This window comes from Lysobacterales bacterium, from assembly GCA_014946745.1.
Taxonomy (GTDB): domain Bacteria; phylum Pseudomonadota; class Gammaproteobacteria; order Xanthomonadales; family Xanthomonadaceae; genus Aquimonas.
Window position 1 is genome coordinate 2,200,653 of record JADCRD010000001.1, and the last position, 16,172, is coordinate 2,216,824.

Annotated in this window: 12 protein-coding genes; 6 read left to right on the forward strand and 6 right to left on the reverse strand. The window is 66.2% G+C overall.

Annotated features, from left to right (window positions below; all coding sequences use genetic code 11):
- Positions 1 to 127: 127 nt before the first annotated feature.
- The 3 genes from H4O13_08575 to H4O13_08585 are packed head-to-tail and all read right to left on the reverse strand — an operon-like array spanning position 128 to position 7,660.
- A complete protein-coding gene (locus H4O13_08575) occupies positions 128 to 3,196 on the reverse strand; it encodes an efflux RND transporter permease subunit (GenBank protein MBE5315440.1) in 3,069 nt (1,022 codons plus the stop codon).
- A complete protein-coding gene (locus H4O13_08580) occupies positions 3,193 to 6,456 on the reverse strand; it encodes an efflux RND transporter permease subunit (GenBank protein MBE5315441.1) in 3,264 nt (1,087 codons plus the stop codon). The genes H4O13_08575 and H4O13_08580 overlap by 4 nt, the downstream gene beginning before the upstream one ends.
- A gap of 22 nt (positions 6,457 to 6,478) precedes the next feature.
- Positions 6,479 to 7,660, reverse strand: coding sequence for an efflux RND transporter periplasmic adaptor subunit (locus tag H4O13_08585; GenBank protein ID MBE5315442.1), 1,182 nt, complete (start codon positions 7,658 to 7,660; stop codon positions 6,479 to 6,481).
- Positions 7,661 to 7,989: 329 nt separating this feature from the next.
- On the opposite strand from H4O13_08585, the gene H4O13_08590 reads away from it, so the two are divergent.
- Positions 7,990 to 8,322, forward strand: coding sequence for a c-type cytochrome (locus tag H4O13_08590; protein MBE5315443.1), 333 nt, complete (start codon positions 7,990 to 7,992; stop codon positions 8,320 to 8,322).
- Positions 8,323 to 8,330: 8 nt separating this feature from the next.
- A complete protein-coding gene (locus H4O13_08595; protein MBE5315444.1) occupies positions 8,331 to 8,669 on the forward strand; it encodes a cytochrome c in 339 nt (112 codons plus the stop codon).
- Positions 8,670 to 8,787: 118 nt separating this feature from the next.
- Here H4O13_08595 and H4O13_08600 read toward each other — a convergent pair whose 3' ends face one another.
- On the reverse strand, positions 8,788 to 10,770 hold the full coding sequence (locus tag H4O13_08600; protein ID MBE5315445.1) for an SDR family oxidoreductase: 1,983 nt from the start codon (positions 10,768 to 10,770) through the stop codon (positions 8,788 to 8,790).
- Positions 10,771 to 10,978: 208 nt separating this feature from the next.
- Between H4O13_08600 and H4O13_08605 the strand changes: the two genes are divergently transcribed.
- The 3 genes from H4O13_08605 (at position 10,979) to H4O13_08615 (ending at position 14,044) form a co-directional block, all read left to right on the forward strand.
- On the forward strand, positions 10,979 to 12,976 hold the full coding sequence (locus H4O13_08605; GenBank protein ID MBE5315446.1) for a PhoX family phosphatase: 1,998 nt from the start codon (positions 10,979 to 10,981) through the stop codon (positions 12,974 to 12,976).
- A 140-nt stretch (positions 12,977 to 13,116) separates the two neighbouring features.
- The gene (locus tag H4O13_08610; protein MBE5315447.1) at positions 13,117 to 13,374 is read left to right on the forward strand and encodes an acyl-CoA-binding protein; all 258 of its coding nucleotides are present in this window, start codon (positions 13,117 to 13,119) and stop codon (positions 13,372 to 13,374) included.
- A 46-nt stretch (positions 13,375 to 13,420) separates the two neighbouring features.
- Positions 13,421 to 14,044, forward strand: coding sequence for a TetR/AcrR family transcriptional regulator (locus H4O13_08615; protein MBE5315448.1), 624 nt, complete (start codon positions 13,421 to 13,423; stop codon positions 14,042 to 14,044).
- Between the two features lie 289 nt (positions 14,045 to 14,333).
- Here the strand turns inward: H4O13_08615 and H4O13_08620 are convergent, their stop codons facing one another.
- Complete coding sequence (locus H4O13_08620; GenBank protein ID MBE5315449.1) at positions 14,334 to 14,714, reverse strand: hypothetical protein; 381 nt, start codon at positions 14,712 to 14,714, stop codon at positions 14,334 to 14,336.
- A gap of 129 nt (positions 14,715 to 14,843) precedes the next feature.
- Between H4O13_08620 and H4O13_08625 the strand changes: the two genes are divergently transcribed.
- Entirely contained in the window at positions 14,844 to 15,692 is an 849-nt protein-coding gene (locus tag H4O13_08625; protein MBE5315450.1) for a hypothetical protein, read from the forward strand.
- A gap of 44 nt (positions 15,693 to 15,736) precedes the next feature.
- On the opposite strand, the gene H4O13_08630 is transcribed toward H4O13_08625, so the two are convergent.
- Entirely contained in the window at positions 15,737 to 16,138 is a 402-nt protein-coding gene (locus H4O13_08630; GenBank protein ID MBE5315451.1) for a cytochrome c, read from the reverse strand.
- Positions 16,139 to 16,172 lie beyond the last annotated feature (34 nt).

Below are 16,172 nucleotides of genomic sequence, written 5' to 3' on the forward strand. Positions count from 1 at the left end.
GGCGTGCAGCTTCTGTGCCGCGGACGCGCGGTCGGGTGGCGACGCAGAAGCTGGGCCACACAGCGCAGTCTGACGTCGCCCACAGGGGCGCCGCAGTGCAGCGGGCGTCAGATGCCGACCCGGCGCGTCACCCGGCCGGGATCGGCCGGATCTGCGCCCAGGCGGTTTTCCAGCGCGCCCGCGAGCGCAAGCGCGATTCGTCGACGATCGCGTAGAAGGTCGGCAACGCGAACAGCGAGATCACCGTCGAGAACACCAGGCCACCCACGATCGCGCGCGCCATCGGGTAGTAGGGCGGGCCGTCGCCGCCCATCTGGGTGCCGGCGATGGTCAGGGGCAGCATGCCGAGGATGGTTGTACCCATCGTCATCAGAATGGGCCGCAGACGATCGCGACAGCCCGCGACCAGGGCCGCATGCCGATCCAGACCGCTGCGGCGCAGGGTGTTGATGTGCTCGACCATCACGATGCCGTTGTTCACCACCACACCCATCAGCACCAGAATGCCGATCGCCGCCATGATCGAGAACGTGGTGCCGGTCAGCCAGAACAGCCAGAACACGCCCAGCGCCGAGAAACCGATGGTGGTGACGATCACCGCCGGGAAGGTGATCGACTCGAACACCGCCGCCATCACGATGTAGACCATGATCAGCGCGATCAGGGTGTTGAATGCCATCTGCGCACCCGCCTCGTCGTTCTGCTCGAAGCTGGTGCCGAAACTCCAGCGGTAGCCGGAAGGCAGCTCGAACTGTTCCATCAGCGGCTCGATCTTCTCGCGCGCCTCGTCCATGGTGACGCCGTCGACCAGCGCGATGCGGATGGGCAGTGCGGTCTGCCGGCTCTGCCGGTTGATCGTGCTGGGGCTGGCGACCACTTGCACTTCGACCATCGCCAGCAGCGGCACCTGCCCGCCCAAGGGACTGGAAAGCTTGAAGTCGCGGAGGTCGTCGAGGCTCGCACCATCGGACTCCTGGAAGCGCAGCCAGACCGGCACTTCGGTCATGCCCGAACGGAACTCGCGCAGCGGCGTGCCGCGCAGGGCGATGCCGATGAACTGCGCCACCTGCTGCGCCGAGAAGCCATACTGCAGCGCGCGATCGCGATCCACCCGCACCTGGATCTCGCGCGACTTGGCACCGAGGTCAGCATAGGCGTCACGCACGAAGGGCTGGGCGCTCAGCACCGGCAGCACAGCGTTCGACAGTTCTTCGAGAAGCAGCGAGCTGTCGCCGATCAGCGCGACCTGCATCCCCTCGCCGCCGCCCGGCCCGCCGCCCTGGTTCTGCTGGAACGCCACCTCGCCCATGGCGAGCTTGGGCAGGCCCGCCGTGATCCGCTCCATCAGCTGTGCGGTCGGCGTAGGGCCTTCGGGCGCAAGATCGATGCGCGTGCCGGCCCAGCCGCGCTCGCTGTACCAGCTGTAGATCTGGGCGATCTCGAACTCCGCGCGGTTGGCTTCGAGGTAGTCCTCGACCTGCTTCACCGCCGCCGAGATGTCCTCCAGGCGGTAGCTGCCGTTCCAGCGGTAGCTGAGCTCCACCTCGCGGGTCTCGCCCTGCGGAAACATGTCGGTCTTCATGCCGAACATCGGCACCATGCTGACGGCCACCAGCGCCGCAATCGCCAGCAGGGTCTTCCAGCGATGCCGCAGGGAAACGTCGAGCCAGCGCGCATAGCGGTCCTGGAAGCGATTGGACTGCTGGGCCGCCTCGACCAGGTGCTTGGGCGCCCGCAGGCGTGCGCTGATCATCGGGATCAGGCTGATCGCCACCAGCCAGGAACACAGCAGCGAGATCGTGATCGTGTACGCCACCTGGCTGAGATAGATGGCGATGAAATTGCGCTCGCCGAAGATGTTCGGCAGAAACACGATGATGCTGGTCAGGGTGCCGGCCGAGATCGCGATCTGCACCTCGCGGGTGCCCTCGATGGCGCAGCGGAAGGGGTTGTCCGGGTACTTCTCGCGCTTCTGGTAGATGCTCTCGACCACCACCACCGCGTTGTCGACCAGCATGCCGATGCCGAGCAGCAGGCCCATCATCGAGAGGATGTTGAGCGACAGCCCGATGAAGTACATGAAGCCCAGCGTCATCACGATGCAGATCGGGATGGCCACTGACACCATCAGGGTCGAGGGCCAGTGGCGCAGAAAGCCGTACAGCACCAGCACCGACAGCAGAGTGCCGAGCACGCCCGCCTCCGCCAGCTCGGACAAGGAGCTGGTGACGCCCTCAGCCTGGTCCTGCATCACGAACAGCTGGATGTCGCGGAACTCGGCCTGCTGGCTGATCGCTTCGATCTCTGCGAGCACGCCGCGCGACACTTCCACGAGGTTGGCCGAGCGTTCCTTCATGATGTCGATGCCCACCGCCGGACGACCGTCGAGTCGACGCCCGTAGTCCAGGCGGCCCGGCTTCAAGCGCACCTCGGCGATGTCGGAGAGGCGCAGGCCGGAGGCATTGATCGGCAGCCGGCGCAGCTCGTCCAAGGAACGCAGCTCGCCCACGGGCTGCACCCGCAGACGGCGGTCGGCCTCGGTGATCTGGCCGGCCGAGACCGAGAAATTGGCCGCCGACAGCCGCTGAGCCAGCGCATTGAGATCAATCCCGTGCGCAGTCACTCGATCGTTGTTGAGCTCGATCTCGACCTCGGGCGGAGCGATGCCCGAGAGATCGACCCGCGCCACGCCGGCGACGCGTTCGATGCGGCGCTTGACCTCGCGATCCAGCAGATCGTACTGGGCCTGCAGATCCAGACTGCTGGACACGCGGATACGCAGCACCGGCTGATCGGCCGTACCGAATTTCATCACCAGGTAGCGCTGGAAATCGGAAGGCAGCTCGTCGCGGATCGCATCCAGCCGATCGCGCGCGTCGGCCGCGGCGATCTGGATGTCGCGATCCCACTGGAACTCCAGAAAGATGCCTGCGCCCTCGGAGCGCGACTGCGAAGACATCTGCCTGATGCCGGGCAGGGTCGCCAGCGCCTCCTCGGCCGGACGCGTGATCGTCTCCTCGATCTCGGCAGGACTGGAGCCCTGATAGGGCAGATCGACATACAGGAACGGCGCCTCGACCTCCGGCAGGAATTCCAGCGGCAGGCGGAAAGCGGCAATCAGGCCTACCAGCATCATCGAGATGAAGAACATGCTGGCCGTCACCGGCCGCTGCATGCTGAGCCGCGACAGGTTCATGCGCCCGCCTCCGCTGCGTGCATCCGCGCCTGGCGCTCGGCCTCGGCCGCCGCGCGGGCGCGCTCGCCGCGCTCGAAGTAGTAGCCGTCGGGCTTGCGGTCGAGCAGCGCGTACATCACCGGGATCACCAGCAGGGTCAACAGGGTCGACACCAGCAGGCCGCCAATCACGGTGATCGCCATCGGCGCGCGAACTTCGGCGCCTTCGCCACCGCCGATCGCCAGCGGAAGGAAGCCGAACAGGGTGGTCAGCGTGGTCATGACGATCGGACGCAGGCGCTCATGCGAGCCGTCGCAGATCGCCTGCAGCTTGGGCACGCCCTCTTCTCGAAGCTGGTTGACGCGGTCGATCAGCATGATCGCGTTCTTGACCACGATGCCTGCCAGCAGGATGAGGCCGATGAAGACCACCACCGACAGGCCATTACCCGAGAGCTTGAGGGCAAGAATGGCGCCCACCGCCGCCAGCGGGATGGTGAACATGATGACGAAGGGGTGCAGCAGCGACTCGAACTGCGAGGCCATCACGATGTAGACCATGATGATGGCCAGCACCAGCGCGAACACCAGCGAGCGCACGGAGTCCTGAAGCTCTTCATTCTGGCCGCCAATGTTGACGTCGAGTCCGGCGCCGAGTGGCTGTTCGGCCAGCATGCGCTCGATGTTCGCCACCGCCGTGCCGAGATCGCCGTAGCGCAGGTTGGCAGACACGATGGCGACACGTTCCTGGTCGACACGATGGATCTCGCTCGGACCTTCGGTGCTGATGATCTCGGCCACGGCAGAAAGCCGAACCGGGCGCTCGCTTTCGGGGTTGACGATCAGCTGTGAGATTTCGGCGGCCGAGGCACGGGCCGACTCCTCGGCGCGCACCAGCACATCGATCTTGCGGTTGCGGAAGCTGTAGCGCGTGGCCACTTCGCCGCGCACCTGGCGCACCACCTGGTCGGCGATCTGCCGGGTGGTCAGATTCAGCGCCGCCGCGCGCTCAGCGTCGAACAGCACCTGGATCTCGGGGAAGCCCTGTTCCACCGTCGATTTGACGTCGGCATAGCGATCGTCGGCCTGCAGCCGTCGCGCCAGCTCCTGGCCTGCCGTCTTCAGCTGACCCAGATCGTAGCCACGGATCTCGATCTCCAGCGGAGTGGCGAAGGAGAACAACTCCGGACGGGAGAACTTCACGTCGGCCCGGGGCCATGCCTCCATCGTGCGTCGAAGCTCTTCGGTCACCTCGGCTTCCGCCTGTTCGCCCTCCCCGTCCGCAAGAACGATGAGCAGCTTGCCGATGTTCTCACCCGACTCGGTGGGATTGGCATCGAGGCGGGTGCCGCTGCCGCTGACGCCGTGGATGGTGCGAATCCTCGGATCCTCGGTATGGCGCGTCTGAATCTCGCGGACCAGGGCGTCGCTGTCCGCCAGCGGCGTGCCCGGAGGCAGCTTCACGGTCATCTCGAAACGGCCCTGCGCAAGCTGAGGGATCAGATCGAGACCCAAGCCGGACACCAGGGACAGGCTCCCGGCGAATGCAAGCGCAGACAGCACCATGATCGGCGCGGGCCGCGCCAACGCCGCCGGCAACGCTCGCCGGTAGTACGCGGCAAGCCAGTCGTAGGGGCGCAGGAGGAGGCTTCCGACGCCGCCCAAGACGCGGCCAACCACGGTGCCAATGGCCAGGGCGACTCGCAGCACGGCATGAAGCACCGCCAGTCGCAGCCTCGCCCAACGGCCGCTTGGCGCCGGCAGCGGCCTGCCATCTTCGGGAAATCCGAGCGGCGCGGCCGACTTCAATGACGCCAGCATCGGAATCAGTGTCATCGACACAACCATGGAAACCAGGATCGCGATGGCGACGGTCAGCGCCTGCTCACCGAACAGCTGGCCGGCCACGCCTTCGACGAACACCATGGGCAGGAACACCGCGATATTGGTCAAGGTGGACGCCACGACCGCGAGGCGAACCTCTGAGGCACCCTCCACCGCAGCCTCCAGGACTCCGAGGCCTCGCTCGCGCGCTTTGGCGATGGACTCGAGGATCACGATCGAATCGTCGACCACCATGCCGGTGGCGAGTGCCAAGCCACCGAGGGTCATGATGTTCAGACTGAGACCGACCTGCTCCATCAGGAAGAAGGTGCTGATGACGGAGACCGGCAGCGTGAGGCCGATGACGAATGTGCTCCAGCCATCGCGGAGGAAGAAGAAGATGATCAGGATGGCCAGCAGGCCGCCCATCAGGGCTTCGTTGCGGACGTCATCCAGCGACCCGCGAATGAACACCGACTGGTCGTCCACAACGATCAGGTCGACGTCTGCCGGAAGGTTCTCGCGCAATCGCTCCAGCTGTTCGGCCAAGCCTTCAGCGACCGCGACCGTGTTGGCGTCACCTTCCTTGTAGATCGCAAGCTCGATGGCTTCGCGACCGTCCATGCGAATGATCGCCTCGCGCTCCTTGAAGCCTTGAGCGACCTGGGCGACGTCGCGCAGCCGAACCGGCACGCCCTGGTCGACCGCAACCAGCATTTCCTGCATCTGCTCAACGGTGGCGAACTGGTTAACCGTTCGCACGAGATAGCGCTGGTTGCCCTCGTCGATGGCGCCACCCGAGATGTTGACGTTCTCCTGACGCAGTCGATCAATCACTCGGGCAGGCGTCAGATTGAGCTGGGCCAGCCGCTGCGGATCCAACAGGACCTGCACTTCGTCCTCCAGACCACCGCTGACCTTGACCGCCGCAACGCCACCCACGGGTTCCAGCCGCTTCTTCAGCGTTTCATCCGCATAGCGACGAAGATCCTTCAGGGCAGCGACATCGGAGCTTGTCTGCGCGGTCTTCGCGACCAGACCCAAGCGCATGATCGGCTCGGTCGAGGGGTCGAAACGCAGCAGCACCGGCTTCTCGGCCTCCAGCGGCAGGCGCAGCAGCTCCAGCTTGTCGCGCACCTCGATGCCGGCGCGGTCCATGTCGGTGCCCCAGGCGAACTCCAGGACCACATCACTCTGCCCGGTGCGCGACACCGAGCGCAGGCGTCGAAGGTTCTTGACTACACCGACCGCTTCTTCGACCGGCTCTGTGACGAGGTTCTCGATTTCCGAGGGCGCCGCGCCGGTGTACTCGGTGCGCACGGTCAGGGTCGGGTAGCTCAGGTCAGGCAGCAGATTGACCTTGAGATCGCGCAAAGCGATCAGGCCGAAAAGCACGAAGGTGATCGTCACCATTCCCACCGTCACGCGACGGCGGGTGGCGATCTCGGCAATGTTCATGAGGCGTTCCTTGCGACCCGGATCAGCCGGCGGTGCCGGCGGCGGTCTTGCCTTGTGCGATGGCGGCGGCGTCGACGGGTTCGGCGGGCTCGCCGATCAGCTGCAGCAGCGCACCGTCACGCAGGGTGACCTTGCCGGTGGTGACCACCCGGTCGCCCTCGGCCAAGCCGCCGCGCACTTCCGCGACGCTGCCGCTGACGTGGCCGATTTCAATGGGCGTGCGCACTGCGCGCCCGTCGCGGACCACGAAGACCGCGGGCACGCCCTCGCCTTCGATCAGCGCCTCGCGCGGGACAGTCAATGCCTCCAGGCGCTCGTCATAGACGACCTCGATGCGCCCGAACATGCCGGGCTTCAACAGGCCGCTGGGTTCGCTGAAGGCAGTGACCACACGGAAGGTGCCGCTGGCGGCGTCCACCACCGGGCTGACCCGATCAATGGACCCGTCGAACACGACACCAGGCGCAGCGTCCACGCGCAGCGCGACCGGCTGCCCCGCCTTGAGGGTGGCCAGCTCGCGCTCTGGCACGTTCAGAACGGCCTCCAGGCGCGAGGTGTCGACCACCCGGAACATCGCCTGATTGACCTGGATCAGGTTGCCCTCTTTCGCCATGCGCTGTGCGACGACGCCATCGAAGGGCGCAACAATCTCGGTGTAGGACAGCTCAAGCTTGGCCATCTCGTAAGCCGCGCGCTGGGTGTCGAGATCGAAGCGCAGACGCTCGTGCGCTTCGGCGGCCAGCAGCTTGCGCTCGAACAGCTCCTGGGCACGGCGATACTCGGCTTCGAGCTTGCGCAGCATGGCCTCATTGCGCTGCAGCTCAAGACGCGGACGCTCCGGATCGATACGCGCCAGCACCTGCCCGGCCACGACCCGATCGCCCTCTTCGGCAAGCAGACGGAGCAGCACACCCGAAGTCTTGGCCACCACCTGGGCTTCGCCCGGCGCCTCGAGTGGCGCCGTGCCGCTGTAGCTGGCGGTCACGCCCTGGCGCACGGCCAAGGCAGTCTCCACCGGCACCGGCTGCTCTTCGCGCTCCTTGCCCTTCTTGTCGTCGTCGACCTCGGCGGAGGCTTCGCCCGTATCGGCGGGCGCATCGCTGCGGCCGCAGCCCACGGACAGCAGCAGAGCTGCGCATAGCACGCCCACTCCAAGCAGACGCAGGGGAGTCTTCGACACTTCAGGCAAGGGGAGCGCGCGCATGGCGTGTACCGGGCAGGGGCTGGGGAGGAGTGGTGTTATAGTTTCCTACAACACCACCCTTGTCAAGCACCAATCCGCCCGCTGAATGCGGTTGGCGTGGCGGTCTTGAGCGAGGACGCAAGGGTGAACGAGGGGTGGCACTGACGCGCGTGAAGAAGGGCATGCCAGCGCGGGGCGCCCACTGCCGTCGCGACGCTGGCGCGACGGGCTGAGGCTGGCCCCCTGCGGGCGGCTGCGGCTATACTCCGCCGCTTTCCAACGTGCCGTGAACCTGCCGAAAGACAGGTCAGCGCGCTCAGAACGCCACATCCCGACGCTGGAACCCATCGATGAAGCCGATCCTGCGAATCGTCGCAAGCCTCGCCCTGGCGACCGCTGCGCTGCCCGCCCTGGCCGAAGGCAATGCCGAGAATGGCAAGCTGCTGGCCTACACCTGCACCGGTTGCCACGGAATCGCGGGATACAAAAACGTCTACCCGCACTATCACGTGCCGAAGATCGCGGGCCAGAACTACGAGTATCTGGTGGCCGCATTGACCGCCTATCAGAACGGCGAGCGTCCACACCCGACCATGCGCGCACAGGCCGAGGGCTACAGCCAGCAGGAGCTGCGCGACATCGCGGCCTTCCTCTCCAGCTACAAGAACGGTGACGCCCAGTGAGCGCGAAGATCCTGACCTCTGCGGCGCTGGCCGCCCTGCTGACTGTATTCGCGACTCCCGCCGACGCGGGCCGCGGCAATGTCGAAGCCGGCCGCGAACTGGCCAAGACCTGCCAGGCCTGCCACGGTGCCGACGGCAACGGCATCGGTGACGGCCAGTACCCCAATCTGGCCGGCCAGTACGAGGACTACCTTCTCCACTCGCTGAAAGCCTACAAGTCCGGCGAGCGCAACAACGCGATCATGGCCGGCTTCGTCGCCGGCCTGGACGAACAGCAGATGGCGGATCTCGCCGCCTTCTTTGCCGCACAGAAGGGACCGCTGAGCGATCTGCGCGGCATGAAGTAAGCCGGCGCCGCTTCTCTGCCAACGAAAAACCCCGCGCCGAATGCGCGGGGTTTTTCGTTGGCGGGCCAGCTCTCCCCTTGGGAGAAGGAAACCTCCTCCCAAGGATCACCCTTAGAACCTACCAATGCACGCCGCGCATCAGCGCCGCGAAGGCGATCTGCTCCGACGAAGGCTGCACTTCCGCGCCCTTCTGACCCTGCGCCGCGGCCGAGTCGGGGAACAGCTGGAAGGCGGTGTTCATGACCACTTCGTAGGCCTTGGGGGCGATCGCATTCAGCACTGCGGCGAAGATGCCAAGGCGCGTCGCGATGCGGCTGGGCCGTTCGATGATCGCCTGCACGATCAGATCCGCCGCTTCGTCGGGCGAGATGGTCGGCACCGAGTCGTACATCTTGGTCGGCGCGATCATCGGCGTTCGCACCAGCGGCATGTTGATCGTGGTGAACGCGATGTTGTGGCCAGAGAACTCGCCCTGCGCGCAGCGGCTGAAGGCATCCAGCGCGGCCTTGGAGGCGACGTAGGCCGAGAAGCGCGGCGAATTGGCCAGCACGCCGATCGAGCTGATGTTGATGATCTGGCCGCGTCTGCGCTCGGTCATGCCCGGCAGCACGCCCATGATCAGACGCAGCGATCCGAAGTAGTTGAGCTGCATCGTGCGCTCGAAATCATGGAAGCGATCGTAGGAGAGCGCGATCGAGCGGCGGATCGAGCGGCCGGCGTTGTTGACGAGGATGTCGACCCGGCCGTGCTCGGCGATCACCTGTCGCAGCAGCTCATCGCAGGAATTCAGATCGGCGAGGTCAGCCGTGTAGGCATGACAGTTGCCGCCCGCGGCGATGATCTCGTCGCGCGTCTTGAAGAGTTCCTCCTGGCCGCGGGCGACGATGATCGTCACCGCGCCGGCCGCAGCCACCTTGAGCGCCGCTGAGCGGCCGATGCCGGATGAGGCGCCGGTGATCAGCACCACCTTGCCTTCGACGCGCCCGCGCAGCGAGCGATCAACGAACAGCTCCGGATCAAGGTGGCGCTCCCAGTAGTCCCACAGACGCCACGCGTAGTTCTCAAGATCGGGCACGCGGATACCCGAGCCCTTGAGAGCGCGCTCGGTCTCGCGGCAATCGAAACGCGTCGGATAGTTGATCAGCCCCAACACCGAAGAGGGGATGCCGAGATCCTTCAGCACCATGCCGGTGAAGCGCTTGACCGGCGCCAGGTTGCTGAGCGCCATTCGCACCGGTGCTGGAATGAAGCTGAACATGCGAGCATCGAGACGCATGGTCATCTGCGGCGCGTGGCCCGCGCGCGCGAACAGGTTCAACACCTCGCCGATCCGCCGCGGCGCGGGGTCGGTCAGATGGAAGCAGCCCCCATCCAGTCCAGGCTTGTGGGCGATGTGGTCCATGGCATCGGCGACGTAGTCGACCGGCACCATGTTCATGCGTCCGCCCTCGATGCCCATGGTCGGCATCCAGGGCGGCAACAGGCTGCGCAGCTTCTTGATCAGGGTGAAGAAGTAGTAGGGCCCGTCGATCTTGTCGATCTCGCCGGTTTTCGAATGGCCGATCACCATCGAGGGACGATAGATGCGGTAAGCGATCCGGCAGTGCTCCCGCACCACCTTCTCGGCTTCGTGCTTGGTGCGGAAATAGGGGTGATCGAGCTTCTCGGCTTCGGCGAACATGTCCTCGCGGAACACGCCGGTGTAGAGACCCGCCACGGCAATCGAGCTCGTATGGTGAAAGGTCTTGGCGCCGATCGCCTCGGCGCATTCGATGGCGTGGCGCGTGCCGTCGACGTTCGGGCCGATCTGCGCCTCCGCGCTGGCGGCGAGGTCGTAGATCGCTGCAAGGTGGAAGAAATGCTTGACCTGGCCGGACAGCGCCTTCAGCTGTGCGGCCGAGACACCGAGCTTGGACTTCGACAGATCCCCGATCACCAGCTGGACTCGCGTCATGTCCCAGCCCATGCGCTCGCCAATGTCCTTCAGCTTGGCCTGCGAACTCTTGCGCACCAGCACATGGATCGTGCCCTTGCGCTTCAGCAGGTTGCTGATCAGATGCCGGCCGATGAAGCCGGTGGCGCCGGTGACGAAATAGCTCATTGCGGTCCCTCCCTCGTGGTCGTCTGCGGCGTCCGAACGCCCCCGTCCGGCGCCCCATGGTATGGGCGCCACGATAGCGCCAGTTCCGCGCTGCGCCTACCCGTCATCTGCAGGTCACTTCAATGCAATCCGACTGACCCCGTTCCGTCATGCCAGGCTTCGATGCTTGCGGGCTTCGGGAAATCTCTCCCGGCACCTGGAGCCCGCCATGCAGAAAGACGCCAGCCCCCTTCCCTACGGTCCGGAAGACTTCGACTTCGAGGACAGCAACCGCTCCGGCAACGCCCACTTCGCCGACGTGCTGGCCAGCCGCAGCCGCCGCCAGCTGCTGAAGGGCGGCCTGGCCGCTGCGGTCGGCGCGATGTTCGTCAGCCAAGAGGTGTTCGCCAAAGGCGGCGAAGCCTTGCCGGCCTTCTTGAACGGCGAGAAGTCGCTGCCGCTGCCGCTGCCGCGGCGTCCAGCCTTTCAGCCCATCGCGGCCAATCGCCTCGATGCGGTCACCGTACCGCCGGGCTACACGGCGCGCGTCGCCTTCCGCTGGGGCGATGCCCTGTTCACCGACTCGCCGGCCTACAAGACGGACGGCACCAACACCGGCGCGGATCAGGAGCGTCTGATCGGCCAGAACCACGATGGCATGCACTACTTCCCGCTCGGCGGCCGCCAGGAAGAGCGCAACCGCAACGGCCTGCTGGTGATGAACCACGAGTACATCGAGCAGACCGAGCTGCACCCCAACGGACAGGTGCTGGTGGAGGGCAAGCGCCTGCCCGATGACGTCCGCAAGGAAATCGCGGCCCACGGCGTCAGCGTCATGGAGGTCGCGCGCCAGGACAACGGCAACTGGAGCGTGGTGCGCGATTCGCGCTTTAACCGCCGCATCACCGCCAACACGCCCTGTGAGATCGGCGGACCGGTGCGCGGCTCGAGCTTCGTCGTGACCAAGTACAGCCCCGACGGCACCCGCACCCGCGGCACCATCAACAATTGTGCGCATGGCTTTACGCCCTGGGGCACCTATCTGACCTGCGAGGAGAACTGGGCCGGCTACTTCGTCAACACCGGCACCCGGCCGCGCGAGCAGAGCCGCTATGGCGTTGCGACCAGCACCAGCCGCTACCGCTGGGAAACGACGGAAGAGCGCTTCAACACCACGCCCACCGCCAACAGCGCCGCCGGCGATTTCCGCAACGAGACCAACGGACAGGGCTGGATCCTCGAGATCGATCCGTCCAACCCGGACGCCATGCCGGTCAAGCGCACCGCGATGGGCCGCTTCGCGCACGAGGGCTGCGTGTTCGCGCCGGTCGTGGTCGGACGTCCCATGGTGTTCTACTCGGGCGACGACTCGCAGAACGAGTACATCTACAAGTTCGTGACCCGCGACGTGTACTTGCCCGCCCCGCTGACCGTAGCCCAGAACGCGCTGGATCGCGGCACGCTCTACGTGGCGAAGTTCAACGCGGACGGCAGCGGTGAGTGGCTGCCGCTGGATTTCGACGATGCGGGCTTCAAGGCCAAGGCAGCCGCCGCTGGCGTCAATTTCAGCAGCCAGGCGGATGTGCTGGTCAACACGCGTCTCGCCGCCGACGTGATGGGCGCGACCAAGATGGATCGCCCCGAGTGGGGCGCGGTCGATCCGCGCACGGGACAGGTCTATTTCACGCTGACCAACAACAGCGCCCGGACCGCCGCGCAGCGCGACGCCTCGAACCCCCGCGGGCCCAACCCGTTCGGCCACATCGTGCGCTGGCGCGAAGCCGGCAACGACCACGCCGCCACGCGCTTCGCTTGGGACATCTTCATGCTCGCCGGCACCGAGGCCGACAGCGCGAATCCCGCGGCCGGCGGCACGGCCAAGCTTGACGCCAACTCCATCCACGCGAGCCCTGATGGCTTGTGGTTCGACGACGGCGGCCTGCTGTGGATCCAGACCGACATGAGCGGCAGCCAGCTCAACTCCGGGCCCTTCGGCAACAACGCCATGCTGGCGGTGGATCCTGCCACCGGCGACATCCGCCGCTTCCTGGTCGGCCCGGTCGGCTGCGAGGTCACCGGCGTGGTCTGCACGCCCGACCTGCGGACCATGTTCGTCAATATCCAGCACCCCGCCGACGGCAGCAGCTGGCCCGACGGCAACGGCGCGCGCCCGCGCTCGGCCACCGTGATCGTCACCAAGAACGACGGCGGCATCATCGGCACCTGAGCCCAGTCCGGTCCACTGAGCGGCGGCGAGTGCGGTTTCCGCGCTCGCCGCCGTTTTGCGTTTGACCCTCGTTTCCGCAGCGTGCTATCAACGCGCTCCCGGCGCCAGGGGCGCCGCATGACTCCCGGGGGAACCGTTCCATGAGCGATCTGAAGAGCCAGTTCGAAGCCGCCGCCGTCGCAGTGAAATCCCTGTCTGACCGCCCCGATAACGACACCCTTCTGCAGCTGTATGCGCTGTACAAGCAGGGCGCCGAAGGCGACGTCAATGGCCCCAAGCCCGGCTTCTTCGACTTCGTCGGCACGGCCAAGTACGAGGCCTGGACCAAGCTCGCCGGCACGTCCAAGGACGATGCGATGAAGAAGTACATCGCGCTGGTGAAAAAGCTGACCGGCTGAGCCGCCCGCCACGCGCCGAAAGGCGCCCTCCTTGGACACCCCACCAATGGCGCGCGACACCCGCGAGCGCATCCTCGAAGCGAGCCTTGCGCTGTTCAACGCGCGCGGCGAGCCCAACGTCAGCACCAACCACATCGCCGACGAGCTGGAGATCAGCCCCGGCAATCTCTACTACCACTTCCGCAATAAGGACGACATCATCGAGCAGCTGTTCGCGCGCTTCGAGGCGCGCATGGACAGCGCGCTCGCAGCCCCTGACGACCGCCTGCCGACGCTGGAGGACATCTGGCTGCAGCTGCACGCGGTGTTCGAGTGCATCTGGGATTTCCGCTTCGTCTACCGCGATCTGGTCGACATCACCAGCCGCAACCGCAAGCTGCGCATGCACTTCGCGCGCATCTTCAAGCGCGCTGGCGAGAATGCCATCCGGATCATGCAGGGTCTGGTGCGCGCGGAGGTCATGCGTGCCAGCGCCGATGAGATCCAGGCCACGTCGACCAACATCCTGCTGATCTCGACCTTCTGGCTGAACTTCAGCGCGGTGCGCGGCGAGCAGGACGAGCGCGAGAGCGTCAACCGCGGCATCCACCAGGTGCTGATGCTGATCGCCCCTTTCCTGCGCGATGCCGAGCGCGTGCACCTGCATCATCTGCTGGCGGCGTACAGGTGAAGAGCCGGGATTCGGGATTGGGAATTGGGGATTCGACGCCTGAGTCGATCGAGCGCGAGGGCCTTCAGGCGACGTGTTCTGCGCAGTGTGGACGGCCGACCGCGTCAAACCTGCTTCACTGAGCCCCTCTCCCCTCGTGGGAGAGGGGTTGGGGAGAGGGGGCTCGGGCAGCATCCTGCCCTCTCCTGGATCAGCACTGCGTCGCGCAGCGGATCGCCACAGATGGGAACCCGCAAGCAACAAGGCCCGCATCAGCGGGCCTTGTTGCTTGCGGCGCGGCGAGTTCGCCTCAGGCGCGACGCGTGCTCTTGCGGGCGGCGGGCTTGACTGCGCGACGCGCGGGAGCTCGCTTCGCCGCGGGCTTGCGCTTGGTCGTGCCTTTCAACGTACGGCCCAGCAGCTTCTCCACGCGGGCGATGAGCGGCTTGCTGGCCTGCTCGACGCGGCTGCGGACCTGCTCGGCCAACTCCACCACACGGCCACTGGCAGCGCCGGCCTCCAGCTGCACGCGCTCGGCGAGGCGGCGGCTGCGGTTCTCGATACGCCCCAGCAAGCCGCGGCCTTCGCGACGAGCAATGGCGGCCACGCCAAGCGCGGCGAGGGTGAGGTTGCGAGGCGTCAGCTCAGCCTTGGCGGGTTTGGCGACACGACGGGCTTTGATCTGCTTCATGGGAGGGTTCCTGCTCGCGGAGCGAAGCGCCGGATGGCGCACGCGGCACCGCAACGGCGCCGCATCGCATGCTAGGTTTGCGCGATAGAACAAACACACTACGCGCACCGCGCGTGTCGGGAGGATGGAATGGCCAAGAGCAAAGCCTGGGCGGCGTTTCCCCATGACAGCAAGGGCTTCGACTTCGCTGGCGCCAAGCTGGAGAAAGCATGGGCGAAACTGCACGCGGGCGACAGCGAGCCCTACCCTGACGAAGCCGATGTCGCCGCCAGCCTGAAGGCTGCGAAGCTGAAGCTCGACCCCGCTGAATCCGCCACGATGCTGCAGCAGGCGTGGCGCGCCTTCCACGCCGGCGATTTCCAGCAGGCCTTTGAACTGGGCGAATCGCTGGGCGTGCTCGGCGCATCGGTGGCGGTGAAGGCCGGCGGCATCCACGGCAGTCATCTGCTCGACAGCGATGCCGCCAAGCTCAAGCGCTACGAACAGCTGGTGACGCTGGCCGAAGCCGCAGCCGAAGCCCTGCCCAAGCGGGCCAACAGCCACTTCCGCCGGGCGTTCGCGATCGGCCGCTACAGCCAGAGCATCTCCATTGCCAAGGCGCTGACGCAGGGCCTGGCCGGCAAGGTCAAAGAAAGCCTAGACGCCACGCTGAAACTCGCGCCGAAGCACGCCGAGGCACATACCGCGCTGGGGCTGTACCACGCCGAGATCATCAACAAGGTCGGCAGCATGCTCGGAGGGCTGACCTATGGCGCCAAAGCCGCGGTCGGCGAGAAACACCTCGCCACCGCCGTCGAGCTGACCCCCGACTCGCCGATCGCCCACATCGAGTACGGCAACGGCCTGATGCTGCTCTACGGCGACAAGCGCGAGGACGACGCGGCCGCGGCCTATGAGCGCGCCGCCAAACTGAAGCCCAAGGACGCCATGGAGAAGCTCGACGCCGAGTACGCGCGCAGCCAGCTCGAGGACGAGTGAGGCGCTGGCGGGCAGTGCGCGCTTTGCCCCACGGTCGCCCTCTGCTACTTGAGTGAAGCGAGATACGCCGTCATCGCCTGCAGGTCTTCCTGCGGCAGTTCGGCATAGTCACGCTTGGCCTTGATCGCGCGCGGCGACAGATCGTCCTGCACCGATTCGTCGGCGATCGCGAAATGCAGGATCTCGGTCTCGGACAGACGCGAACCGACGCCGTCGAGCGGACTGCGCGGGCTGCCCTCGCCGGCGATCGAGTGACACATCAGGCAGTCGTTCGCCTCCAGCACGGCGCGGCCGCGCGCCAGCCGCGCGGCGTCGACGCCGTCCGCGGCCACCGCAACGTGCGCGGGGTCCGCAGGCGGGTTCTGCACCGCCGCGAAGGCCGCGGACAGCAGTACGACCATTAGACCGGTGATAGCGGCAAGGCGGCGGGCCCAGAGTTCTCGCATGGTGTGTCTCCTGTCGGTGGAATGCAGTGATCGG